Source organism: Hymenobacter radiodurans (assembly GCF_004355185.1).
GTDB lineage: Bacteria > Bacteroidota > Bacteroidia > Cytophagales > Hymenobacteraceae > Hymenobacter > Hymenobacter radiodurans.
On the sequence record NZ_CP037922.1, the window covers coordinates 42,307 to 66,862 of the forward strand.

General features: G+C 51.9%; 24 protein-coding genes and 1 pseudogene. 14 read left to right on the forward strand and 11 right to left on the reverse strand.

Annotated elements, in window-relative coordinates; all coding sequences use genetic code 11:
• Positions 1-98: 98 nt before the first annotated feature.
• The 3 genes from EPD59_RS23430 to EPD59_RS01110 all read left to right on the forward strand — a co-directional run bounded on the left by EPD59_RS23430 (position 99) and on the right by EPD59_RS01110 (position 2,216).
• The gene (locus EPD59_RS23430) at positions 99-707 is read left to right on the forward strand and encodes a GH3 family domain-containing protein (protein WP_317128433.1); all 609 of its coding nucleotides are present in this window, start codon (positions 99-101) and stop codon (positions 705-707) included.
• Positions 614-1,615, forward strand: coding sequence for a GH3 auxin-responsive promoter family protein (locus EPD59_RS01105; RefSeq protein ID WP_317128434.1), 1,002 nt, complete (start codon positions 614-616; stop codon positions 1,613-1,615). The genes EPD59_RS23430 and EPD59_RS01105 overlap by 94 nt, the downstream gene beginning before the upstream one ends.
• A gap of 121 nt (positions 1,616-1,736) precedes the next feature.
• On the forward strand, positions 1,737-2,216 hold the full coding sequence (locus EPD59_RS01110) for a toxin-antitoxin system YwqK family antitoxin (protein WP_133271183.1): 480 nt from the start codon (positions 1,737-1,739) through the stop codon (positions 2,214-2,216).
• A gap of 402 nt (positions 2,217-2,618) precedes the next feature.
• Here EPD59_RS01110 and EPD59_RS01115 read toward each other — a convergent pair whose 3' ends face one another.
• The 4 genes from EPD59_RS01115 to EPD59_RS01130 all read right to left on the reverse strand — a co-directional run bounded on the left by EPD59_RS01115 (position 2,619) and on the right by EPD59_RS01130 (position 6,155).
• Positions 2,619-3,389: a TIGR00266 family protein gene (locus tag EPD59_RS01115; RefSeq protein ID WP_133271184.1), complete on the reverse strand. Its 771-nt coding sequence runs from the start codon at positions 3,387-3,389 to the stop codon at positions 2,619-2,621.
• A 173-nt stretch (positions 3,390-3,562) separates the two neighbouring features.
• The gene (locus EPD59_RS01120; protein WP_133271185.1) at positions 3,563-3,943 is read right to left on the reverse strand and encodes a hypothetical protein; all 381 of its coding nucleotides are present in this window, start codon (positions 3,941-3,943) and stop codon (positions 3,563-3,565) included.
• A gap of 137 nt (positions 3,944-4,080) precedes the next feature.
• Entirely contained in the window at positions 4,081-5,622 is a 1,542-nt protein-coding gene (gene gltX, locus EPD59_RS01125; RefSeq protein ID WP_133271186.1) for a glutamate--tRNA ligase, read from the reverse strand.
• A gap of 143 nt (positions 5,623-5,765) precedes the next feature.
• The gene (locus EPD59_RS01130) at positions 5,766-6,155 is read right to left on the reverse strand and encodes a RidA family protein (protein WP_133271187.1); all 390 of its coding nucleotides are present in this window, start codon (positions 6,153-6,155) and stop codon (positions 5,766-5,768) included.
• Positions 6,156-6,210: 55 nt separating this feature from the next.
• On the opposite strand from EPD59_RS01130, the gene EPD59_RS01135 reads away from it, so the two are divergent.
• Positions 6,211-6,915 carry a 3-hydroxyacyl-CoA dehydrogenase family protein gene (locus EPD59_RS01135; protein ID WP_133271188.1) on the forward strand — a complete coding sequence of 235 codons (705 nt, stop codon included), beginning with the start codon at positions 6,211-6,213 and terminating at the stop codon, positions 6,913-6,915.
• A gap of 72 nt (positions 6,916-6,987) precedes the next feature.
• Here the strand turns inward: EPD59_RS01135 and glmS are convergent, their stop codons facing one another.
• From glmS to EPD59_RS01150, 3 genes are all read right to left on the reverse strand, one after another.
• Positions 6,988-8,823, reverse strand: coding sequence for a glutamine--fructose-6-phosphate transaminase (isomerizing) (gene glmS / locus EPD59_RS01140; protein WP_133271189.1), 1,836 nt, complete (start codon positions 8,821-8,823; stop codon positions 6,988-6,990).
• A 96-nt stretch (positions 8,824-8,919) separates the two neighbouring features.
• The gene (locus EPD59_RS01145; RefSeq protein WP_133271190.1) at positions 8,920-10,401 is read right to left on the reverse strand and encodes a DUF4270 family protein; all 1,482 of its coding nucleotides are present in this window, start codon (positions 10,399-10,401) and stop codon (positions 8,920-8,922) included.
• Complete coding sequence (locus EPD59_RS01150; RefSeq protein WP_133271191.1) at positions 10,385-11,206, reverse strand: glycogen/starch synthase; 822 nt, start codon at positions 11,204-11,206, stop codon at positions 10,385-10,387. The genes EPD59_RS01145 and EPD59_RS01150 overlap by 17 nt, the downstream gene beginning before the upstream one ends.
• A 120-nt stretch (positions 11,207-11,326) precedes the next feature.
• Between EPD59_RS01150 and panC the strand changes: the two genes are divergently transcribed.
• From panC to EPD59_RS01190, 9 genes are all read left to right on the forward strand, one after another.
• On the forward strand, positions 11,327-12,184 hold the full coding sequence (gene panC / locus EPD59_RS01155) for a pantoate--beta-alanine ligase (protein WP_133271192.1): 858 nt from the start codon (positions 11,327-11,329) through the stop codon (positions 12,182-12,184).
• Positions 12,185-12,320: 136 nt separating this feature from the next.
• Positions 12,321-13,559 (forward strand): S8 family peptidase, encoded by a 1,239-nt coding sequence (locus EPD59_RS01160; RefSeq protein WP_262712922.1) that lies wholly within the window; start codon positions 12,321-12,323, stop codon positions 13,557-13,559.
• A complete protein-coding gene (locus EPD59_RS23075; RefSeq protein WP_262712923.1) occupies positions 13,466-13,846 on the forward strand; it encodes a S8 family serine peptidase in 381 nt (126 codons plus the stop codon). Before EPD59_RS01160 ends, EPD59_RS23075 begins: the two co-directional genes overlap by 94 nt.
• Positions 13,847-14,019: 173 nt before the next feature.
• Complete coding sequence (panD, locus tag EPD59_RS01165; RefSeq protein WP_100338329.1) at positions 14,020-14,367, forward strand: aspartate 1-decarboxylase; 348 nt, start codon at positions 14,020-14,022, stop codon at positions 14,365-14,367.
• Between the two features lie 70 nt (positions 14,368-14,437).
• Positions 14,438-15,490 carry a lysylphosphatidylglycerol synthase transmembrane domain-containing protein gene (locus tag EPD59_RS01170; RefSeq protein WP_133271193.1) on the forward strand — a complete coding sequence of 351 codons (1,053 nt, stop codon included), beginning with the start codon at positions 14,438-14,440 and terminating at the stop codon, positions 15,488-15,490.
• Positions 15,474-15,956: a D-glycero-beta-D-manno-heptose 1-phosphate adenylyltransferase gene (gene rfaE2 / locus EPD59_RS01175; RefSeq protein ID WP_133271194.1), complete on the forward strand. Its 483-nt coding sequence runs from the start codon at positions 15,474-15,476 to the stop codon at positions 15,954-15,956. The genes EPD59_RS01170 and rfaE2 overlap by 17 nt, the downstream gene beginning before the upstream one ends.
• 23 nt (positions 15,957-15,979) lie before the next feature.
• Positions 15,980-16,657 (forward strand): zinc metallopeptidase, encoded by a 678-nt coding sequence (locus EPD59_RS01180; RefSeq protein WP_133271195.1) that lies wholly within the window; start codon positions 15,980-15,982, stop codon positions 16,655-16,657.
• 207 nt (positions 16,658-16,864) lie between these two features.
• On the forward strand, positions 16,865-18,004 hold the full coding sequence (locus tag EPD59_RS01185; protein ID WP_133271196.1) for an acyl-CoA dehydrogenase: 1,140 nt from the start codon (positions 16,865-16,867) through the stop codon (positions 18,002-18,004).
• Between the two features lie 157 nt (positions 18,005-18,161).
• Positions 18,162-19,085 carry a helix-turn-helix domain-containing protein gene (locus EPD59_RS01190; protein ID WP_084443435.1) on the forward strand — a complete coding sequence of 308 codons (924 nt, stop codon included), beginning with the start codon at positions 18,162-18,164 and terminating at the stop codon, positions 19,083-19,085.
• A gap of 91 nt (positions 19,086-19,176) precedes the next feature.
• Here the strand turns inward: EPD59_RS01190 and EPD59_RS01195 are convergent, their stop codons facing one another.
• The 3 genes from EPD59_RS01195 to EPD59_RS01205 are packed head-to-tail and all read right to left on the reverse strand — an operon-like array spanning position 19,177 to position 21,103.
• Complete coding sequence (locus EPD59_RS01195) at positions 19,177-19,944, reverse strand: geranylgeranylglyceryl/heptaprenylglyceryl phosphate synthase (protein ID WP_133271197.1); 768 nt, start codon at positions 19,942-19,944, stop codon at positions 19,177-19,179.
• Positions 19,922-20,728, reverse strand: coding sequence for a hypothetical protein (locus EPD59_RS01200; RefSeq protein ID WP_133271198.1), 807 nt, complete (start codon positions 20,726-20,728; stop codon positions 19,922-19,924). The genes EPD59_RS01195 and EPD59_RS01200 overlap by 23 nt, the downstream gene beginning before the upstream one ends.
• Positions 20,729-20,731: 3 nt before the next feature.
• Positions 20,732-21,103, reverse strand: a complete 372-nt coding sequence (locus tag EPD59_RS01205; RefSeq protein WP_133271199.1) for a phage holin family protein — start codon at positions 21,101-21,103, stop codon at positions 20,732-20,734.
• A gap of 150 nt (positions 21,104-21,253) precedes the next feature.
• Between EPD59_RS01205 and EPD59_RS01210 the strand changes: the two genes are divergently transcribed.
• Positions 21,254-22,396, forward strand: coding sequence for a J domain-containing protein (locus EPD59_RS01210; RefSeq protein ID WP_133271200.1), 1,143 nt, complete (start codon positions 21,254-21,256; stop codon positions 22,394-22,396).
• Between the two features lie 127 nt (positions 22,397-22,523).
• On the opposite strand, the pseudogene nagB reads toward EPD59_RS01210, so the two are convergent.
• Positions 22,524-24,439, reverse strand: a pseudogene (gene nagB / locus EPD59_RS01215) (glucosamine-6-phosphate deaminase).
• Positions 24,440-24,556 lie beyond the last annotated feature (117 nt).

The window sequence follows — 24,556 nt, forward strand, 5'->3', positions numbered from 1 at the left end:
AAAAGCAAGATTTCACCTCTCACATCGGGCTAAGCTTGATAGGAGAGGTTTTTTGTTTGTAACTATTCGCCAAATTACCGCTCAATCCCACTATTTCCATGATTGATTCCGTCCTGACGTGGGCCCTGCAGCGGCGACTAACTGCTATTAACCACTTCCGAAATCACCCGCACGAGGTGCAGCACAAGCTGTTGCAGGAACTGCTGCACACGGCGCGAGATACGGAGTGGGGGCAGCGCTACGGATTCGCTGATGGCTTCGAGGGCCGCGAGCTAGCCCAGCGTGTGCCCGTAAGTAGCTACGAGGATTTGTACCCAGCCATTGAACGCGTATTACGCGGCGAGCCGGACGTGCTGTGGCCCGGCCGCGTGACGTGGTTTGCCAAATCCAGCGGCACTACCAATGCGCGGAGCAAATACATTCCCGTCACCCGTGAATCGTTGGAAGCGGGGCATTATCGCGCCGGCCGCGACATGGTGGCCCTGGCCACGACGCTGTATCCAGCGGAAAAGATTCTGGGGGGCAAAACGCTGTCTTTGGGGGCACGCATGGCCCCAATCCTTTTCGCCCCGACGACTCCGATTCCCGCGTCGGCGACGTATCGGCCGTCATTATGCAGAACTTACCTCGTTGGGCCGAGTTTCTGCGCACGCCCCCGCTGGAACTGGCGTTGCTGGATGAGTGGGAAGAGAAAATTGAGCGCATAGCTCGCCACGTGCAGCACGTAGATGTAACCACTCTGGCTGGTGTGCCCACCTGGATGATGCTTCTGCTGCGGCGCGTAACCGCCCTGGCTGGCGCTGATAACATCACGGAAGTGTGGCCTAACCTGCGCCTGTTTCTGCACGGCGCGGTGGCTTTTGGGCCCTATCGAGCGCTATTTAAAGAACTGATTCCGAGCGAGCGGATGCGTTACCTAGAAATCTATAATGCCTCGGAAGGCTACATTGCCGTGCAGGACGAGCCCGACTCAGAGGACTTGCTGCTCTTGCTCAACCACGGCATTTATTACGAATTCATTCCCGCCGACCAGTTCGAAGCAGAAAACCCGCGTACGCTTCAGCTTGAGGAGGTAGAGCTTGGCCACAGCTATGCATTAGTAATTAGCACCAACGCTGGCCTGTGGCGCTACAAAATTGGTGACACGGTGCGTTTTACCAGCCTCGCGCCGTATCGGATACGTATCACGGGGCGCACCAAGCATTTTCTGAACGCTTTCGGCGAGGAAGTCGTGATTGAAAACGCCGATGCCGCTATTGCCGCCGCCTGCCGAGCCACCAATACCACCGTACGCGACTATACGGCTGCTCCCATCTACTTTGATGCCTCAGCCACTTCCCGCGGTGGCCACCAATGGCTTATTGAGTTCACAAATTTGCCCCCCAGTCCCGATCAGTTCGTTGCTGTGCTCGACCAGACGCTACGCCAGCTTAACTCCGATTACGACGCCAAACGGCACCGCGATATGGCCCTAGCCCCGCCCCAGCTTACGGTGGCTCCAGCGGGCACGTTTGAGCGCTGGCTGGGTAGTAAAGGCAAGCTTGGGGGCCAGCATAAAGTGCCCCGCCTCAGCAACTCACGTGAGCTGCTCGACGAACTTCTGCGCGTTTTATAAATGGAACATCAGGTAACTAAACCCAAAGTAGATAATTAAAGAAATCCGGATCTTCAGGTGAAACTCCTGGTGGCGTCCAGTGCGTTGTTGTTACTCCGCTTTAACCTCAACCATTTCTCGTATGCGTCAGAAACTCTGGATTGTAGCCGTGGGGCTATGGCTCTCGTCTTGTGCTAGTTCCGCTTCTACCGCTACCTCCCGCAACCGACTCCCCATCGGTTTTTGGTCGCTTAATGAGTACGACCGCACTGGTGAGCGGCACGGCCGCTGGAACGCCTATTACGATGAGCAATACCAAAAAATAGGCACGAAGGGGCGATTTAAGCATGGTCAGCCAGTAGGGCGCTGGCGGTATTATAGCCTTGCTGGGCAGCTTGAGCGGCAGGAAGTTTACTTGCATCGGCCGGCTGGCCGGCAGCTTATCACGTACTATCACCCCAATGGTCGGGTAGCAAAACGTGGGCAGGCCCAATTCGAGACTGACGCCACCGATGCCCATTTCTACTGGCTGGGCGACTGGACTTCATACTCGCCGACTGGACAGCCAGAAAAAATAGAAACGTACAATACAGGCAAGTTGCAATCGGTGAGAAAGCTATAAGTGGAGTATTACTGAAATGAGACTTGTGCTTTAGTACTTTATGGGTCTGGAAAATAAGCGAAAATAAAGATGAGATATAACTATTTTAGACGGCATTATTGTTGATATATTACGCGGGTATTGACTTTGTGCAAATCTCAAACGATTAGACTTCACACTGTGCCCGCCCCTACTACCCGCTCCCGCCCCTATGTATCCCGCCGCAATGCTACTGCTAATAATGGCGAGCTTTCTTCGCTGAGTGCCATCGTAACCATGGGGTTACTTGGCGTCTTGGTTTGCACATTAGTAATCAGCATCGGATTCATAGCCACGCAGCTTTAGCGACGGTTAGTAAAGCCGCGCAATAGCATAGAGCCAAGAATTGCCTCAATAGTAGAGAGGCAAGTTTAACCCGTGGGCTTACTCCTCCAGGAAGCTGCCTAGTATACCACCACTTTCCTTTCTGGCATTGCCGCCATTAGGCATAAGCGCCTGAATCAGTTTTTTCACGGGCATCGATTGAATCCAGACTCTACCCGTGCCGCGTAGGGTGGCCAGCATCAATCCTTCACCCCCGAAAATCATCGATTTTAGCCCCCCAGCGCGCACAATGTCGAAGTCGATGCTAGGCTCGAAGGCAACTACGCAGCCTGTATCGACGCGCAACAGTTCATTGTTGAGTTGCCTTTCGATGACGGTGCCCCCGGCGTGAATAAAGGCTTTGCCATCGCCGGTTAGCTTTTGAAGGATGAAGCCTTCACCCCCAAAGAACCCTGCGCCCAAGCGACGGTTGAAGTGAATAGCGACTTTAGTACCTCGCGCCGCTGCCAGAAAACCATCTTTCTGCACAATCAGGCCTTGCGGGAGGGTGCGCAAATCAAGCGGGAGAATGGTGCCGGGATAGGGTGCCGAAAACGCCACTCGGCTTTTGCCATGGCCACCGCGATGCGTAAAGTGCGTCATAAACAACGACTCACCCGTCAGCAAGCGTGACCCGGCCGAAAACAGCTTGCCCATTAATCCCTGATCGGGCTCCGACCCATCGCCCATCTTCGTTTCGAAAGCAATGGCCTCGTCCATGTACACCATCGCACCGGCCTCGGCAATGACGGTTTCATTGGGGTCGAGTTCTACTTCGAGGACCTGAATATCGTTGCCCAGAATGCGGTAGTCTACGTCGTGAGATTGCATAGCGAAAGAGAGAAGAGCAAAATTTTCTCAAGTATAGTGAAATGCTATGATTGCTTGAGATATTGAGATGCTGATTTGGGATTTCGGCAAAGTCAGTGCTCAGCGTAAGTAGCTGATACTCAAAAAAGCCCCCAACGGTCGTTGGCGGGCTTTTTGAGTAAAGTGATGTGCTGCTATTCTGGCGATTCGGTGGTGGGAATCATCTCGTCCTCGTCAGGCTCATCGGCTGCACTACGGGGGGCTTTTTTGGGCTTCTTCGCCTCGCGACTCGTGCGACGCATGAACTCCTCCTCCGACTCTTCCGGCTCCGGCGTGCCCTCTTCCAGCGGGAAATCTTCGTCTTCCTCGATTTTCTCACCAAACTGCCCATCGCGGTTCACCAGCTTCTTGTCGCGCACGTGGCGATTCAGAAATTGGTTGACCTCTTCGATGGTATAGGTGGAGGTGATCTCGCCCAGCGGGTTGATTTTTATCTCAAAACCTTCCAGGTCTTTATGCACCCTGGCCTTCTTTTCCGGGTCGTTTTTCTTCTTTTTGACGGGTTTCTTAGCCATATCGTCGTCCGTTTTCGGTGTGTTAGGTCACAGCACCCTGCTCCAAAACGCAAAGGCCGCCCCGAAGCAATACGGCGCGGCCCCTGTAGTGGATGCGGAAAGTAATGCTAGCAAATAACACTACCCTTCCGCCTAGGTTATTGAGGCAACTTCTGCACGGCCGTTTCGATGCGTTGCGCAGTTTCAGCAGGCCCGATAATGCTCATTGTCGCCATCAGATCGGGACCGGCGCTAACGCCTGTCACCACTACGCGCAGTGCTTGCAGAACCTGCCCAATTTTGATGCCCTGACGCTCGAGTACCTGCGTAAGCAAAGCTCTGATGCCGTCGGGCGAAGTGTCGGAAGAGGTAGGCAACTCACGAGCAAATTCGGCTAGTGCGGCGGCCGTGGGCGCGTTCCACTTCTTCGCAATTACCTGCTCATCGTAGGTAGTTGGGGCTTCGAAGAAGTACTGCGCTTCACGCCAGAAATCCTGCGGAAACGTCACCCGCTCCTTCATTACGCCGGCAATCAGTACAGCTTTTTCCTCCGAGCACTCAATGTTGTGCTCGCGCAAAGCCGCCAGCAGGTACTGCGCCAGCTCCGTATCGGGCTTGGCACGCAGATACTGCTCGTTGTACCAGCGCACTTTGTTCTGGTCGAAGCGGGCGGGTGACTTGCTCACACGCTCAATCGAGAAAGACTCGATCAGCTCGTCCATAGTAAACAACTCCTGTTGCGAACCTGGGTTCCAACCCAAAAAGGCCAGAAAATTGATGAACGCTTCCGGCAGATATCCGCTTTCGCGGTAGCCACTGCTCACAGTCGGCTCACCAGTTTCGCCGTCGATGCCATGCCATTCGAGAGGAAAAACGGGGAAGCCGAGCTTATCGCCATCGCGCTTGCTAAGCTTGCCCGTGCCATCGGGCTTGAGCAGCAGGGGCAAGTGGGCAAACTGCGGCATAGTACTTTCCCAGCCCAGATAGCGGTACAGCAGCACGTGCAGCGGCGCCGAGGGCAGCCACTCTTCACCCCGAATCACGTGGGTAATCTCCATCAAATGGTCGTCCACGATGTTGGCCAAGTGGTAGGTTGGCATCCCATCCGACTTCATGAGCACCTTATCATCAATTGCAGAGGAATGCACAACTACCCATCCTCGAATTAAATCCTGGAAGCGTACCTCCTCTTTGCGGGGCACCTTCAGGCGAATAACGTAGGGCGTATCGTTAGCCAATAGCTCTTTTACCTCATCTTCAGGTAAGGTAAGAGAGTTGCGCATTTGGTTGCGCGTAATGGCGTTATACTGCGGATTCGGCACCTTGGCGGCCGTGAGGCGCGCACGCATGGCATCCAGATCTTCGGGAGTATCGAAGGCGTAATAAGCGTGGCCACTGTCGATGAGCTGCTGCGCGTACTGCCGATACATCGGCTTCCGCTCGCTCTGCCGATAGGGCGCGTGCGGACCGCCTTGCTCCAGGCCTTCATCAATCTCGATGCCTGCCCAGTGAAGGGCCTCCATGATATACTTTTCAGCGCCGGGCACGAAGCGGTTCTGGTCCGTATCCTCGATGCGCAGTAGCATTTTGCCCCCCAGCTTGCGGGCCAGTAGATAATTATACAGCGCGGTGCGCACGCCGCCAATGTGCAGCGGCCCCGTAGGGCTGGGCGCAAATCGCACCCGAACTTCTCTTTCCATACAAACAAATAGTCGCGCTCAGACTCAGAAAACGCGGCGCGAAGGTACGAAAAAACCGCCCGTCGGTGGTTGACTCAGGCGGTTTTGTCATTGGGTGATAGTAGCGTTAGTCTTGTGTGCGATAATCTGTTCGCCTAAACACATCAGGCCCGGACGGCTACACAGGAAATTTCAACCTGTACGTCTTTTGGTAAGCGACTAACTTCCACCGTTTCGCGGGCCGGGGCATAGTCGGCCTCGAAATAGCTGCCGTAGATGTCGTTAATCAGTCCAAAATTCCCGAGGTCTTTGACGAAAATGCTGCACTTCACTACATCGCGTAGGGTAAGGCCAGCGGCCTGAAGCACGGCTTGCAGATTGCGCATTACTTGGTGGGTTTCAGCCGTTACGTCGCCGTTGCCTATGAGCTGGCCGGTGTGCGCATCCAAGGCAATCTGGCCCGAAACGTAAACCGTGTTGCCAGCCTGAATACCTTGGCTATAAGGACCGATGGGAGCCGGCGCGTCGGGCGAATAAATGATGGTGGGGGGCATTTTGGTTGGGTTGTGAGGAAGGAAGGTATCTTTAAGCCGAAACTTACGAGAAAATATGCACCTGCTGATTATCGATGGCGACCACATGAAGGCCGAGGTGGAGAGCAAGTTCGGCGCAGAACATGAATATAGTTTTTTTCAATTCTCAGCTGAAAACGGCAGACAGTGGCAGACGCTCAAGAAACAGCTTAAAATAGCAGTCAGTGATGCCGATATAATAATGCATTTTGGGCTGAACGAGAATCTGAGCGTATTTAATGAGCCCGGTAAGGTAATCTTTGTGGAGTGCTCCACTACTTCACTTAGTGAGGCGTTCTGGCATCACGACAGTGAAGGGCTTGAAGCCACCCTTTTCGGCTTCTGCGGCCTGCCAACTCTGCTCAATCGGCCGCTGCTGGAAGTGAGCCTATACAATTCTGAAAATGCCCCCCAACTCGCCGAAATCTGCGCCGCGCTGGGCACTGACTACCGCGTGGTGCAAGACCGCGTGGGCATGGTCACGCCGCGTGTAGTGTGTATGATTATCAACGAGGCCTGCTATACGTTGCAGGAAGGCACGGCAAACATCAAAGACATTGACAAGAGTATGAAACTGGGCACCAACTACCCGCGTGGGCCATTTGAATGGGCCAATCTAATCGGCGTGAGCCGGGTATATGATGTACTTGAGTCGCTGTGGCAGGACACCCATGACGAGCGCTACAAAGTGTGCCCGCTGCTGAAAACCATGTATTTGCGCGGTGATTCCTTTGCACTGTAATAAAGCAGACGATGCATAAAAAAGCCCCCCAGAAACATTCTGGGGGGCTTTTTTATGACTTGGTGCACTGCTTTACTCCACCGTCACCGACTTAGCCAAGTTACGAGGCTGATCGACGTTGCAGCCGCGCAATACGGCAATGTGGTATGACAGCAACTGCAAAGGGACTACCGACACGAGCGGCATCAGCACCTCACTTGTCGCGGGTACCTCAATCACGAATTCGGCCATAGCTGGAATCACTTGGTCGCCCTCAGTTACCACTGCAATGATGCGGCCTTTACGGGCTTTCACTTCCTGAATGTTGGAAACAACCTTCTCGTAAGAGCTGTCTTTAGTGGCAATAACCACCACCGGCATGTTTTCATCAATCAGAGCGATAGGGCCGTGCTTCATCTCAGCGGCTGGGTAACCCTCCGCATGGATGTAGCTGATTTCCTTTAGCTTGAGTGCACCTTCTAAGGCTACAGGGAAGTTGTAGCCGCGTCCTAAATACAGGAAGTTTGGAACGTCTTTGAAGATTTCAGCAATCTGCCGAATCTCCGTATCGAGCAGCAAAGCTTGCTCTACTTTCGAGGGAATATTGCTCAACTCCACCATCAATTCACGCAGCTTCACGTCGGATAAGGTGCCGCGCTTGTGGCCCACAATCATCGCCAGCAGCGTAAGCACCGTTACTTGGGCCGTAAATGCCTTTGTGGAAGCTACGCCTATTTCGGGGCCGGCGTGGGTGTAAGCGCCTGCATCAGTAGCACGGGCAATGCTGCTGCCCACTACGTTGCAAATTCCAAAAATGGTAGCACCCTTGCTTTTCGCCAGTTCAATGGCAGCCAGTGTATCAGCAGTTTCGCCCGACTGAGAAATGGCAATAACAATATCGCGCTCCGAAATAACCGGATTGCGGTAGCGGAATTCTGAGGCGTATTCTACTTCCACCGGAATGCGCGCTAGGTCTTCGAGCAAGTATTCTGCTACCAACCCAGCATGCCAAGACGTGCCGCAGGCCACGATGATAATGCGCTGGGCATTTACAAACTTCTGTTCATAGGCCCGCACGCCACCCATGTTCAAATGGCCAGCTTCCAGTTCCAGACGGCCACGCATGGAGTCAAGAATAGAGCGAGGCTGCTCAAAAATTTCTTTGAGCATAAAATGCTCGTAGCCACCTTTTTCGATGCTTTCGAGTTCTAACTCCAGCTTCTGAATGTACGGCGTCTGGCTAACATCTTCCTTCGAGCGAATTTCCAGCTTCCCATCCCGAATAACGACTAGCTCATAATCATTTACATACACCACCTCATTAGTGTACTCAATAATGGGCGTAGCATCGGAGGCAAGAAAGAACTCGTCTTTGCCAACCCCAATAACCAACGGCGAGCCTTTGCGGGCCGCAATTAGCTGGTTTGGGTTATCCTTGCTCAACACAACGATTGCGTAAGCGCCTACTACTTCGTGCAGAGCCAAGCGCACGGCTTCTTCCAAAGAACAGCCATTCTGCTTCTTGATTTCCTCAATCAGATTAACGAATACTTCGGTATCTGTATCTGAATGAAATACGTGGCCTTGCTGCTGCAAGTGAGTTTTTAGCGCTGCGTAGTTCTCAATAATGCCATTGTGAATAATGGCAATGCGCTCGGAGGTTGAATAGTGCGGGTGAGCATTGGCATCGTTGGGCTCACCATGCGTTGCCCAACGCGTATGACCCATTCCGATCTGTGCGTGCGTGTCTTTCTCCTCAATGAAATCAACAAGTTCCTGAACCTTACCTTTCTTTTTGTATACGTTCAGGGTGCCATTGAGCAGGGCCACACCGGCCGAGTCGTAGCCGCGGTATTCTAAGCGGCGCAAACCTTTAATGATAATGGGGCAGGCTTCACGATAGCCGATGTAAGCAACGATTCCGCACATAGCGCGTCAGGAAATATAGTTTTGAAAGAAAAAAGACGGCCCGCCTCCGGCACAAAGGTCGTGCCGACGTGCTGAGGCCGCCTGAGGGACAAATTGCTAGCGCAATTTAGAATAATAGACGCGGAGCGTGATGTTGTCAGCGTCGAGTACAGCTCGGTTAAGGGTGAGGGTGGGTAGTGTCCGAAGTGTGGGAGAAAGAATCAACGTAGCCGGGCGGGTGGCATCCGTTTGGGTGTATATGTAGTTCTGTACGTAATTCGTAATCAGAACGCTATAATATTTATTGTTACTCCCTAAGTCATAAAAACGCGCTTGAGCCTCTACGCGTTGTCCTTGGCCTCCGATACTATCGCCTAATACTACTCGATCCGTCCGAAAATTATTCGTCAAGGTCTGCAATACCTGATTGTTAGCATTGGCTTCGTATAGATAAAGCCGCCGTGGCAACGGGAATAGAGCATTTGCAAATGGCTTTACGGGCACAATTAGCTCAGCGCGGTTGATGGCGATGTCCTTCCGATCTTTTAGCGCTTTTAGGCCGGCCGGAATATCCAGACGAGTGCCGAAGCCTACCCCTTCCTGTACGTAAGTAATACTACCTGCTTCAGCAGAGGTTACCGCGGCTGAACCGTTTGTGAGACGAGCAAACGGTCCAGCGGCTGACAAGTCGCTGGTAATCTGAGTAAAGTAGCGCGGCGCATTGAGGTTGATGCTCGTCGCGGCCTCACTAGCACTACGGGGTGGGCTACCAAAATAAACGGAATATGAGCGCCACTTCTTCGGGGTAGTAGCATCGTGGTAGTAAAATACTACCCGCAGGTCGTTGGCCCGATTGAAACCTACGACTGTACCTGTGAAATTACTAGTTGGCGCAACAGCTATGCCCTTCCATAGAGCATCTAATTGAGTCTGAGTAAAGGTTTCGCTTTGCAAACTCGAAAAAACGCCCCCCAGTAGTGCCGGAGTTTGACCAGGGCGCGACAGCGCGAGCCTTACCCGGCGGTCCTGAACCGTTACTACAGCAGTAGCCGTATCGGTAGTGACGGTAGACGCAATGCGTTGCCGCTCCCGACGAGTCCGATTGAGCGAGCCAGCGACGTTAGCACTGATAACCTGACCTACTGGGACAGATGTATTGGCGTTGTAAGAACTCCGGTCGTCTAATCTCTGCTGCAAGGCAGACACATCGAAGCGCACGGCTTGCGTCGCACTGCCATAAACCTGGTCAAAGCTCATCACCATTACCGTCGAGTCAAGTACGGTGCCGCTGAACTTGGCAGGCAGTGAGTCAGCCGGCATATTCACCTGCAAATTCAGGAATGAACGGGCCGTGGTAGTGCCTAGCGCTGCATCGCTAATTCGGCCAACCAAAAAGTTGTCGGCTTTCAGCGTCTCCAGCGAGTCTTGCAGAATGGTGGCTACGGGCGCTTTAAATTCGCTGTAGTCAGTGGTGGCAGAGCCCTCCTCCGGCAACAATACTCGGATATCGTTAGGGTCGTCGCAGCTGGTAGTAAGCAGGAAAGCGGCAGAAAAGCAGAGGGTCGCGGTGAGGCGGAAGGCGCTAGCTGGCCAATTCATTATAAAGCGCGTAGTAAGAAGTCAACAAGTTCTCGTCGGCGCCCACCTGACCGATGCACTTCTTCTGGGTGTTCTGGGCATACTCAGTGAACATAGCGTTCATGTTGTCGCTGAAATCCTCATCAGATTTTACTACCGAGTCGGCATAATCCATCCCAACTTTGATGAAGCCTTCGTAGTCCGCTGATTTCAACGCAGCCAGCATTTTGTCATCAATGTCCAGCATCTTCGCTTTCTCAATGATGTCGCCGCTGAATTTGTGGTCGAACTCGTTATTATAAATGGTAAACACCGACTTGGCATCCTTGAAAATCGGGTCTTTCTTGTACGTCGTTTTCAGGTACATCGGGATCAAGCCAGTCATCCAGTCGTTGCAATGAACGATGTCGGGGGCCCAACCTAATTTTTTCACGGTTTCGAGCACACCTTTGCAAAAGAAGATGGCGCGCTCGTCATTGTCGGCGTGGAACTTGTCATTTTTATCCACCAGCACTGATTTGCGGTGGAAATAATCCTCGTTATCGATGAAATAAACCTGAAGCTTAGCATTAGGAATAGATGCTACCTTGATAATCAATGGCTTCTCTTCTTCGCCCACGGCGATGTTGATGCCCGATAAGCGAACTACCTCGTGCAACCGGTTCTTACGCTCGTTGATAATACCGAAACGAGGAACGAAAATGCGGATCTCCATCCCCATTTCCTGCATGCCTTGCGGCAACATCCGCAGAAACTCCGCTACCTTGGTCGTCTGCAAAAACGGATTGATTTCCGTAGCAGCATAGAGTATTCTCAACTTGGACATATCGGGTTAGTAGAGGTGATTAAGTAAGAGGCAATAGTTTTGGATGCACAAAATTAAACATTTTTAAGCGAAAGTTCAATAAAACCCACCTGCGGGTCCTTCCCGCAGGCCTTCTACCTTATGGAGATACTGCAATCGGCCGCCGCGTTGCAAGCCCAAACTGAAAAATGGCGCCGTGAAGGTCAACGCATTGGCTTAGTGCCTACTATGGGCGCTTTACATGATGGTCACCTGCGACTTGTACAAGCCGCCGCCGCTGAAAACGACGTAGTAGTAGTCAGTATTTTCGTTAATCCGACTCAGTTCAACAACCCCGACGACTTTCGGCTCTATCCGCGCCTGCCCGAAGCTGACGCTGCTTTGCTCGGGCCGGCTGGCTGCACAGCCCTATTCTTGCCCTCAGTAGAGGAAATGTATCCTGAGCAGAGCAAGCTACGCTTCGATTTTGGCTCTCTGGAGCAAGTGATGGAAGGGGCCCACCGTCCTGGTCATTTTAATGGGGTAGCCACGGTAGTAAGCAAGTTGTTTCACCTGAGTCGCCCCCATCGGGCATATTTTGGCCAGAAGGACTTGCAGCAAGTTGCCATCATTCGCCAGCTGGTTGCTGACTTGTCATTTGATTTGGAGCTTATCACTTTCCCTACCGTTCGCGAGGCTGATGGCCTAGCTATGTCCTCGCGCAATAGGCGGTTGTCGGTTGAGGCTCGAAAAAAAGCCCCCCAACTCTATAAAGCCCTACAATTGGGTGTTAGATTATTAGAAGAGAACCGGCCTGTAGCTAGTGTAAAGAATGAGGTGCTCCAATTTCTGGCAATGGAAGAAGCCATTACGCTGGAGTATTTTGAAATAGCTGATGCTCGCACCTTACAAACAGTAGAAGAACTTACACAGCCTCAAGAGGTAGCTCTCTGCATTGCTGCATGGCTGGCAGAAGTGCGTTTGATTGATAATTTATTGATTAGTGCTAAAAGCCTATAGCGCAATACTATAAAGCCCATACAAATCAATATATAGTAAAATTTAAAAGGAAAATTAATATTTTTTCTGCCAAATGGATTAGATTAAATATTATTTGAATTATGTTAGTGCATTGATAAATCATATAAACTCAAGCATGAAGCACAAACACTTTACTCCCAAATTCCTTTCTTGTTTAGGTCTTGGCCTTCTTTTCACCTTTGGGTGCAGCAAAGAAGAACTGACTCCAAGCGAAAGCCTTAGCGCTAGCACTTCGCAGGAAGCAGCTTCTAACGCATCTAACTCCGCTAGACTGAGTTCTAACCACTATATCATTATTGCCTCCGGCGAAAGGTTGCCTGCGGATATTGCTGATAAGGCTAAGTCGGCTAACGGTACTGTAACTGCTCTGCTCGATGAAGTAGGTATCGCGTCGGCAACTTCTGATGATCCAGGCTTTGCGGCCAAGGCATCCAAAATTGCGGGTGTAAAGTCTGTTGTTAGAGATTTTACCTTTCAAGGATTTGACCCAGAAGCAGAGAAAGTAGTTGAAATCGATGCTACCTATGGCAATCCGCCAAAAAGCGGTGATAATGATACCTACTTTGATCTCCAGTGGGGCCATGATGCTATCAATGCTCCGGAAGCGTGGAACGCTGGCTATCGGGGTAAAGGGGTTCGAGTAGCCGTTCTGGACTCAGGATTTGACTTGGATCATCGCGACTTGGCTCCAAATATTGATTTGGCGGCCAGCAAAAATTTTGTTCCTGGCGAAAAACTTAGCTATGCCCTTACAGGTGTAGGAAGCCATGGTACGCACACGGCCGGCACCATTGGAGCTGCTGATAATGGACTGGGTATCATTGGTGTTGCTCCCGAGTCAAAGTTGATTTTAGTGAAAGTGCTGAGAGACTCTGGCTCCGGAAGCTTCTCTTGGATGCTTGAAGGTATTTTGCATGCTGTAAGCCAAGGCGCTGATGTAATTAACATGAGCTTAGGGGCTGGTATACCACGGAACGGCAAATACTTGGATGATAACGGCACCCCAGACAATCCTGCGGATGACTTTGTTGTATCCGATACGAAAGCAACTCAAGAACTGATTGTTGCGATCAGTAAGGTAACGGCTTACGCTGCCAAGCAAGGCGTAACGATTATCGCTGCAGCTGGTAACGATGGTATCGATGGCAACAAAGACCGTAACTTGGTTCAAATGCCCGCTGATGCACCCCACGTGATTTCTATCTCGGCTACCTCTCCTCGGGCTGGGCGCTTAATCCGCTTACCGCTAACCTTGACTTTTTGGCTACTTACTCCAACTACGGAACCTCGGAAATCGACTTCGCTGCTCCCGGTGGTGATACAGCTTATCCAGGTAACGAGATTGCTAAAATAGGCCCAATTACACAGTATGTGTATGTATTTGATCTTGTTTTCAGCACAGGTAGTAATCTGAATCCAGCTACTTCCTCCTACTATTGGTCAGCGGGTACCAGCATGGCTGCACCACACGCTGCTGGCGTAGCTGCACTCATCGTTGGCAAAAATGGTGGTCAGATGGATCCAGCAAAAGTGGAAGCCGCTCTGCGCGCTTCAGCTGATGATTTGGGCAAACCAGGTCGTGATCCACAATATGGTCATGGCCGCGTAAATGCTTATCGTGCAGTAGCTCCTGCTAACTAGGATAAGTAAGAGTATAAAAAGCCCCCAGGCAAGCCAGTAGCAATACTAGGCTACCTGGGGGCTTTTTTGTGAAGCGGTAGTAAGCTGTCGGTTATCAGCAGAAAGCGAGTCGATGGCACAATCAGGCCCGAACCCTTATCTTTGCCGCCCTTATTTCACCCGCATTCTTTCTCATGCATATCGAGGTTCTAAAGTCTAAAATACACCGCGCTAAAGTCACGCAGGCCGAACTGCATTACGTAGGCAGCGTCACCATCGACGAGGACCTGCTCGACGCTGCCAACATGGTAGAAAACGAGAAAGTGACGATAGTTAACGTGAATAACGGCGAGCGATTTGAAACCTATACCATTCGTGGGGAGCGCGGCTCGGGTATGGTGTGCCTCAATGGGCCTGCTGCCCGCCGCGTAGCCGTAGGCGATATCGTTATCATCTTTTCATACGCCCTCATCGACTTTGCGGAGGCGCGTGCGCACAAGCCCACGCTTGTCTTCCCCGATCAGCATAACCGGTTAGTGTAGCTCAACTAGCTGTTCGTTCTTATGTCTTGAGGAATGATCAGCCAGTTAATTATTTAACAAGTCAAGCAGCATGAAGCAACTGCTCTCTATACTCAAGTACGCACTGTTGGTGTCCTTATCGGGGTTGCTGATGTGGTATGCCGTGCGGGGGCAGGACCTAAGCCGTATCGGCGAATATGTACGTGGGGCCAATTATTTCTGGCTGCTTGTCACCATGGCTATATCCGTATTGGGATATCTGAGCCGCGCTTACCGGTGGAAAATGCAGATAGACCCCACCGGCTATAAAGCCTCCTATTGGGATGTATATCATGCCATGATGGTGGGCTACCTCGCGAATATGGTACTGCCCCGCATGGGGGAAGTGATTCGCTGCTCCGTGCTGCGTCGGAGTAGTGGCGTACCTGTGCAAATATCGTTGGGTACCGTTATCGCGGAGCGCTTCATTGATGTGCTGATGCTTTTAGGGCTGTTGGGAGTCACGCTGCTATTGGAGTTTGATAAATTCTGGTCGTTTGTAATGGGCTTGCTAACTGATAACTATGAGTCATTTGCGGCCTACCGAACTACCTTGCTGGCTATTGCTGGCATTTCATTGCTTTTGCTATTGCTGGCAGTGTACGCCCTCGTTAGGAATCTGGAAAGGCTGCGTCAGAATGCGTTTTTCAACCGGATTGTTGGACTGGCAAAGGGGTTATTGTCGGGTATATTTAGTGTGCTGAAGCTCGAGAATAAAGGTGTGTTTTTGCTGCATACGCTCTTCACCTGGCTGGTTTATTATCTGATGGATTACCTAGCCTTTTTCGCCTTTCCTGAAACTTATAACCTAAGCATGATGGCTGCCTTGGCGGTGCTCACCTTCGGGGCATTTGGGATGGCGGCACCGGTATCAGGCGGTATCGGCACATTTCACGTAATGGTGCAGGCTACGCTGCTTGTGTATGGTGTTTCAAAGGAAGCGGGCATTGCATATGCGCTGGTAGTACACGGCTCTCAAACCCTATTGGTCGTCCTAATGGGTGGAATAAGCTTTGTGTGGAGTATGATAAAATCAGGTCGGATAGCCCGCCGTAGCGCCATATCTTTAGCCGTAGCTACAACTGCCGATGTGGAGCAAGGATAAAGTTATTGATCGTAATAATGTAGCACCATTGCTGGAGCAGTGGCGCACGGAGGGCCGCCCGGTGGTTTTTACCAATGGCTGCTTCGACTTGCTTCATCTGGGACACGTCGATTATCTGGAGAGGGCGCGTCACTTAGGTGGAGCACTGGTGGTGGGTCTGAATACCGACGCTTCTGTCAGTTGTTTGAAGCCTGGAAGGCCGCTGCAAGACGAAATGTCACGGGCACGCATCCTGGCGTCCCTTTTGTTCGTCGATGCCGTAGTGCTGTTCGATGAGCCTACGCCGCTGGCCCTGATTGAATTGATCAAGCCCGACATTCTGGTGAAGGGCGATGACTATGCAATCAGTGGAATTGTCGGCCACGAATTTGTGTTGAGTAGTGGCGGGCAGGTACTTACCGTACCGCTCGTAGCCGGCTACAGTACCACGCGGATCGTGGAGCGCATACGTCAGCTTCCTTCTTAACTTTTACTTTTCTCTCCAAGCCCATGTATTTATTCCTCATTCTGGCGATGGTTGTAAGCTGGCTGATTCAGTGGCGCTTGCGCAGCAAGTTCTCTGAATACGCCAAGATAGGTCTGCAATCAGGCTTGTCCGGTAAGCAAATAGCCGAGCTTATGCTCGCTGATCATGGCATTACCGATGTGCGCGTTATTTCTACCGAAGGCCGTTTGACCGACCATTATAACCCCGCTGATAAGACCGTAAACCTGAGCGAGGCCGTGTATGAAGAGCGTTCGGCAGCGGCAGCAGCAGTTGCCGCCCACGAGTGCGGGCACGCCGTGCAGCACGCTACGGCCTACAGCATGTTGCAGTTCCGCTCCGCTATGGTGCCCGCTTTGAGCGCCGTATCGAAGTTTATGCCTTTCATTCTCATTGCGGGTGTATTCATGATCAACACCTCTATGATTCCGCTGGGTATAGGCATTGCGTTATTCGCTCTCACTACCTTGTTTTCCTTCGTTACGCTGCCAGTTGAATTTGATGCTTCGAAACGCGCGCTGGCCTGGATTGACAAGCGGGGTATCGTGACAACCTCAGAGCATGCTATGGCCAAAGATGCTCTTTGGTGGGCTGCCATGACGTACGTTGTAGCTGCTCTCAGTTCCCTAGCAACGCTGCTTTACTACGTTAGCATCTTCATGGGTGGCCGCAGCCGCGACTAACTTGATGATTGATTGCGCTAAGTAGATTCGTATACTAAAAAAGCCCCCAATATCTTTGGGGGCTTTTTAACATTTTAAGCTAGACATTTGTATCACTCAGTCAGTTATTCATGTGGCCAAGTCGCACTCAAATGAGCGTAACTTGCCCGTCTCTGCCCAGTTAGTGCTTACCTTTCCACCCACGTTTCCCACCCAAGCTTTTTACGAATGGATTTTCAGTTCACCGAAGAACAACTAGCCGTACAAGCGGCTGCCCGCGACTTTGCCCAATCCGAACTTTGGGCCGGCGTAATCGAGCGCGACGAACACCAAAAGTTTCCTGCCGAGCAAATCAAGAAGATGGGCGAGCTCGGCTTTATGGGCATGATGGTCAGCCCTGAGTACGGCGGCGGCGGCATGGATACGGTGTCCTACGTGCTGGCGATGGAGGAAATCTCGAAAGTAGATGCCTCTTGCTCAGTTATTATGTCGGTGAACAACTCGCTGGTATGCTGGGGCTTAGAGAAGTACGGCACGGAAGAGCAGAAGCAGAAATACCTGCCTCGCCTCACCAGTGGCGAAATCATTGGCGCCTTCTGCCTTTCTGAGCCAGAAGCGGGCTCGGATGCTACCATGCAGCGCACTACCGCTGAGGACAAAGGCGACCATTATCTGCTCAACGGTACCAAAAACTGGATTACCAACGGCTCAACGGCCTCGGTGTATCTGGTCATTGCCCAAACTAATCCTGAGCTAAAGCATCGCGGCATCAACGCCCTTATTGTGGAGAAAGACATGCCCGGTTTCGTGGTGGGTCTGAAAGAAAACAAGCTGGGCATCCGCGGCTCCGACACGCACTCCCTCATGTTTACGGACGTGAAAGTGCCTAAGGAGAACCGCATTGGCGAAGATGGTTTCGGCTTCAAGTTCGCCATGCAGGTCCTTGCTGGCGGTCGTATCGGTATTGCGGCTCAAGCACTGGGTATTGCTTCTGGTGCTTTTGAGTTAGCCCTGAAATACTCCAAAGAGCGCAAAGCATTTGGGGTTGAAATATCTAAGCATCAGGCTATTCAGTTCAAGCTGGCTGACATGGCTACCAACATTGATGCAGCTCGTCTGCTGTGCCTGCAAGCCGCCCAAGACAAGGACAACCACGTTGATTATGCGAAGTCAGGTGCTATGGCCAAGCTGTTTGCCTCAAAAGTAGCCATGGACACAACGGCAGAAGCTGTGCAAGTACATGGAGGCTACGGCTTTGTGAAAGAATTCCATGTAGAGCGCTTCTACCGCGACGCAAAAATCACTCAGATTTATGAAGGAACTTCCGAGATTCAGAAAATTGTAATCTCGCGGGAATTATTAAAATAAGAAGTTCATAGCTTAAAATTCAGATTATTTGCATTAAACCCAGTCAGAAAATGACTGGGTTTTTCGTTATTGTGAATTTTTATATGTTGTTTTGCATTGTCTACGTTTAGACGACTGTGCGGCCCCCTAGATATCCCTACCCAAAACATCCCCGAATATGGAAGATTACAATAAAGTGATTGAATCGCTTGGTGTACGTTACATCAAGGCGAAGAACCTGGTATTGCAACAGCCGTTTACGGTGCGCAATTATTATGATGTTGGTAACAATCTGATATTACTGCACAAAGGCCATATTGCCTTTGGCGATGAGGAGCAAGCAGTAGAAGAAGGTGAAATGCTGTTCATTCCCGGTGGGCGCGCTACAAAAGTGAACTACGGCGGCTCGGGGGGCAAATTGATCACCAACGACGACCTGATAAGCAATAAGGATAAGTTTTTCCATTCCAACTCTGACCTCGACCTCATTGGCGACGCAGAGGAGAGCCATAGCCACGTAAGCTTTGAGGCCAAGGTATTTGACTCGGTCAACTTCTTTGCCTCGCTGGATGTGCCGGCCTTCCTGATTACGAATAACTCCAAGCTGGCTAACCTAGTCATTAAGGTAGTAGAGGAGAGCTTGCAGGAACTGCCCGGTCGTGAGCGTCTGATCACGATTTACACCGAGAACATTGTAGTCGAAATCGTGCGCTACATCTTGAAAAACAAGATGTTTGTGGAGCAACTGGCTACCAACAGTACCTACTTCAAGGATCCACGCCTGATTGACCTGTTCAACTACATTAAGGAGAACATTGGTGGCGACTTGTCCAATAAAGTCCTGTCGAGCGTGGCCAACGTATCGGAAGACTATGTAGGCCAGTACTTCAAGATGCTGACCGGCATCAACCCACAGGACTACATCGAATACCAGCGCATGGAGCGCGCCGTATTCCTGCTTCGCACTACCAAGAAGAGCATCCGCGACATTGGTAAGGAAGTAGGCTACAAGGACACGGCTTACTTCTGCCGTCGCTTTAAAATGATGTTCGGTATTCCAGCTGGCAAGATGCGCCGCCGCGAGTCAGCGATGAATATCTAATTACAGCTTATAACCAGCAAAAAAGCCCCCAGACCTAGGTCTGGGGGGCTTTTTTGCTGTAATGCCAACAGCTTTTTTCTAAAGAGGCACTTTATACCGTATCCAGCACTGCGTTGAAGTTCTGAATAACCCTAGACACCTCGCACAAGAACTGGGGGGCTTTTTCAATCTGATTACCGACCACGATAACGTCGGCACCGGCCTCTAGAGCTGCCTGCGCTTTGTCCGTCGTGTTGATGCCGCCGCCCACTATTACGGGCACTTCTACCGCTTCCCGCACCGCCTGAATCATCGCTGGAGTAATGGGATACATGGCGCCGCTGCCACCATCAAGATACATCAGGCGCAGCCCGAGTTGCTCGCCAGCCATGGCCGTACAGGCCGCAATGCTGGGCTTATCGTAGGGTAGGGGCGTAGTCCCGCTCATATAGCTGGCGGTAGTCTGTCGGCCGGTATCTACGAGCATATAGCCAGTAGGCAAAATCTCAAGGTTGCTAGCCCTCAGCAACGGCGCTGCCACTACATGTTGGCCAATCAGGAAATCGGGGTTGCGACCCGAAATAAGCGACAACAACAGAATTCCGTCGGCTTGAGTGTCTAAGTGCAGACTATGACTCGGAAACAGCAGTACGGGCACCGTGCTGTTACTTTTAATAAAAAATATGAGCGACGCCTGGTGAGCATTCATCACCAGGCTGCCGCCCACAAAAAAGTAATCGATAGGATGAGCCTCGCTCAGTGCTAGCAAATGCCGACAGCCGGCCTCGTCCAGTTGGTCGGGGTCGAGGAGCACAGCCAGTGATTTCTGGCCGCGCTGACGGCGGTTGCTAAGCGTTTCATAGAGACTGCTGTGGCGCATCCGCGTCGTCGTGGTGATAAGTAAAGTCGATGTCCTTTGTCTCCGGCTCCATATGCGGTACCGTCGGATTGTCTGCAAGGTCGGAATTTTTGTTCACTGGCAAATATTCACCGACTTTTTTGGCCACATACGCCATTAAAACAGCTGTTACCTGAGCGGTCAGCATCTTACCTGTATCCGACTGCAGAAAACTTTGCAATACAGAGGCTACCATACTGGGTTGCTTCTGGGAATACGACTGGCTAGCATCAAATGCTGGCACCGGCAAACGGCGTGCATCATCGTAAGCTAGAGGAGGAAAAGGGTCGGTTTCGGCGGAGGCATGATATACATCAGGCGCCAAATCGGCCCGACCGGCGGCCGGGTGCTGTTGGCCGCGGTCAAACTGGTGTCCACCACCGAAGCCGTAGTCGTCGCCAACACTCTGGCGGCTGGTCTCGTGCACTGCCGGATTAGAAACATAAGACGCCCGATGCGCGTTTTTGCTCTGCTTTCTTTCCAGCTTTTCCCGTTTCTTCTGCGCCTTGCGAGCTAGACGGTCGTCCTCAAACTCTTCGTAGCCCTCATCGTCATCATCGTCCGAATCATCGCGGCTACGCAGTGCTTTAGAAATCAGCCAAATGCCCCCTAGAATGCCTGCTCCGATGGCGGCATATTTGCCCACTTCCTGTGTTTTCTCTTTGATGTGGTCAACGTCGCCCAGCAGGGCACGCTCGTATTCGAGCTTCTGGCGCTCCAGAAATTCTTTTTCGTCCTCGAATAACGGGTTGTGTAGCTCTGCCATGAGTTAGTTACGCTTATCAGATTTGTAAATTGTGTTATCCAATGTCTTGTTGGCTAGGCCCTGAAATAGCTTCTTGTCGACACCTACAACAAAGATGATCAGCAGCAATAAGTAGAAGCCCGCTAGTACCCCAAAACCCCAGTAGGGGCTGTCGAGCGCCTCGTTGAGTACCAAGCCTAGAAACACATTGAGAAAAATGAAAAAGAACAGCCCAATTATCGCCATTGTAGCACCGTGCGCGGTAGCCACGAAAGCCGTTTTTGCCTTTTCCTGCGCTTCAAGGCGCACCAGATCAATGCGCGTATCGAGGTAGCCTTTCAGGTTGCCTATCAGGCTGTCATTGGGGGGCGTTTTAGAGTCGTCGTCGAAAGCCATACGGCGTAGGATAGAATGGAAAGAAAAATTGTTAGTAGGTCGAAGGCCAGAAAAAGCGCCTAACAGCTGGTTTTTCGAGCCAAATGCACATACGAAAAAGGCGGGTTTGTGTCTGAAAATTGAATTACTTTTACCCTATACTGCCGTGTTTTGAGTCAGAATCATTATCAAGTTTTAGGTGTAGGAGCCACGGCGTCGGCCCACGATATAAAGGCGGCCTATAAGCGCTTGGCCATCCAGTACCACCCCGATAAGCACGGCGGTAGCACCCGATACGAGGAGCAGTTTAAGGCCGTAAACGCCGCTTATCGGGTGCTCTCCGATGCTGGCCGTCGCGCTGTCTACGATCATCAGTTGCGCCGCGCCGCGCAAGCACTGGAGGCACAGCGTCAGCAGCAGGCTTACCGGCATCAGGGCCAACGCGTGTATGGTGTGCCTATGCCGCCCCCACCAGCCCCTATGCGCACCCGCACCCCAGCGGGGTCGGCAGAGCGCCACTACCGCCCTATTCCGAAGCGCCGAAAATTTACGCGCCGCGACTATCTCCTAACAGCTGGGTTCATTGGGCTATTCGTGCTGTTTATATTTTCGGTGAAAGTGACCATGGACCACGTAACGGCTGTAGGAAATTATGATGATGGCCTGCGCGCCTACGCCGAGGGGGAGTGGAGTACCGCGCACAGCTTTTTCTCCGAAGCCCTGCACTTCAAGCCCAACTACACGGAGGCACTGCGTCGTCGCGCCGAAATCACGGAGTTAGTTTACCATCAGCCAGCCGTGGCGCAAAATGATTACCGTGCAGCGCTGCCCAACACGACGCACCCCACCGACCGAGCTTTTATTCTACACCGTTTGGGCCGCTATGAAGCGCGCCAGCAGCAGCCTATCGTAGCTGATCAGCTACTCACCCAAGCCGTGACTCTAGACTCAACCCGTGCCGGTGCTTGGATACTACGGGGCGAAATCCGATTGCTCACCAAACGGCAATTCCGCTTAGCCATCCGCGACCTGAGCACGGGGCTGCGGCAGCGTACCGTGGCGGGTAGGGCCCCCACGTTGTATGCGCTTACCTTGCGTGGCCTGGCCTACTACCGCCTCGGTGACTACGGCCGCGCCCAACAAGATTATCAGTTGGTAGCTAAAGCCAACCCTACCAATGGGCAGGTGCATTATTTGTTGGGGCGGGTGGCCCAGCGCCAGGGCCAGCAGGAAGAAGCATGCGCTGCATTCACGCAGGCCCTACGACTGGGCTATAGTTTTGCCAGTGCCGCGCAGAAACAAAGTTGTCAGTAAGAAGTCATGATAGCCCTAAAAAAGCCCCCAGCTATCTGAGTTATAGCGCCGGGGGCTTTTTTTAGAGTTATGCCACACAATGGCAAGTAATTGGTCGAGCAGAAGACTTAATCAAGAAATGAGGGTATTAGTAATGCCAGCGTACAAACGCTTCAATACCTTCATACTCAGGCAAACCTAAGCGGTCGTAGATCTGCGCAGTGGTACGGTTGCGCTCCTCGGCCCGCTGCCAGAATTCGCGCTGATCAGCACCAGGAAACAACGGCCGGTCCTTCTGCGACTGGTGCTTGAAAATGGCTCGACGCTTGCGCGTCAACTCCTCTGGGCTGATGGGTACCGCCATTTCAATCTGGTCCACATCCCATTCCTGCCATGCCCCGCGGTAGAGCCACACCCAGCAATCCTGTAGCCACTCAGCGCCTTCTGCTTTTAACCGCTGTACCGCCTGAAAAATGGCTGATAGACAAACGCGGTGCGTGCCGTGCGGATCGGATAAGTCGCCGGCGGCGTAAATCTGCTGGGGCCTGATTTTATTCAACAAATCGATGGTAAGCTGGATATCCTCTTCGCCCAAGGGCTTCTTGCGTACGCGTCCGGTTTCATAAAACGGCAAGTCCATAAAGTGCGCGTTCTCGTCGGGCACACCCGCGTACCGACACGCCGATTTCGCCTCACCCCGCCGTATCAATCCTTTAATCTGCTGTACCTCACCTGAATCGACTTGACCGGGGGCCTTATTCTGCAAAAAGTCGACGACGCGCCTATATAAGTTTTCAGCTGGCTGCTCATCGAGGCGGAAAGCTTCGTCATAGTCGGCCACAAATTCGGCGAAACGAATAGCTTCTTCATCGAATACCGCGATGTTGCCCGACGTCTGGTAAGCTACGTGCACCTCATGACCCTGATCGACCAAGCGTAGCAAGGTGCCGCCCATCGATATGACATCATCATCAGGGTGGGGGCTAAAAATGAGCACCCGCTTCGGAAACGGCTCTGCTCGCTCGGGTCGGTGCGAGTCATCCGCATTAGGTTTGCCCCCGGCCAGCCCGTAATGGTATGCTGCAATTCATTGAACACCTTGATGTTAATGCTATAAGCCTGGCCCGATTCAGCTAGCAAATCCGATAATCCATTCTCATTGTAATCTTGGTCAGTGAGCTTGAGTATTGGCTTTTGCAACTGACGAGCCAGCCAGGTAGTTGCCTTGCGCACGAAGGCGGCATCCTGCCAGTTGCAAGGCAATCCAGCGAGCCAGGGCGTTTTTCGGGCAGTCAACTCAGCCCCGGCAGCCTCATCCAACACGACGCGCACATGGGGATGCTTCTGCAGGTACGTAGCCGGTACCGAGTCCGTCATGTCGCCCTCGGTCATGCGCTTTATGACGGCGGCTTTGCCCTCGCCCCATGCCAGGAGCACTATTTCCCGGGCTTCCAGAATAGTGCCCACGCCCATCGTGATAGCGCGGCGCGGAACGTTCTCCTCTCCATAAAAGTCGCTGGCTGCATCGGTGCGGGTAATATGGTCGAGGGTGATGAGGCGGGTACGGGAGGTAGCACCCGAACCAGGCTCATTAAAGCCAATGTGGCCGGTGCGTCCAATTCCCAGAATCTGTAAATCAATTCCACCTGCTTCTTTAATTTTCTCCTCGTAGCGCCGGCAAAACTCTGCAACTCCCTCCGCGGGCACCGTGCCATCCGGAATATGCACATTGCCCGCCGGAATATCGACGTGGTCGAATAAGTATTCCCGCATAAAACGCACGTAGCTCTGCAGAGACTCGGGCGCCATGGGAAAATACTCGTCTAGGTTAAACGTTACAACATTCTGAAAGCTAAGCCCCTCCTGCTGATGCAAACGAACTAGTTCCTCATACAAGCGAGTAGGGGTAGAGCCCGTTGCCAAGCCCAGCACACAGCTTCGTTTCTCCGCTGCCCTCTGCTTAATCAAATCAGCAATATGATGCGCTACAGCTACAGATGCCTGTTCGGAATCTGGGTAAATGGTGGTGGGAATACGTTCTGTGGAGGCGTTTAGCAAGTTCATAGAGACTGACGGATAAGATTAAGGAAACTTATCAAAAAAATGCTCTACGTCAAACTTACAAGTCGATAATCAAAATAAATTATGTAATAAAGAAATAAAATAGAGTAATAATGTATA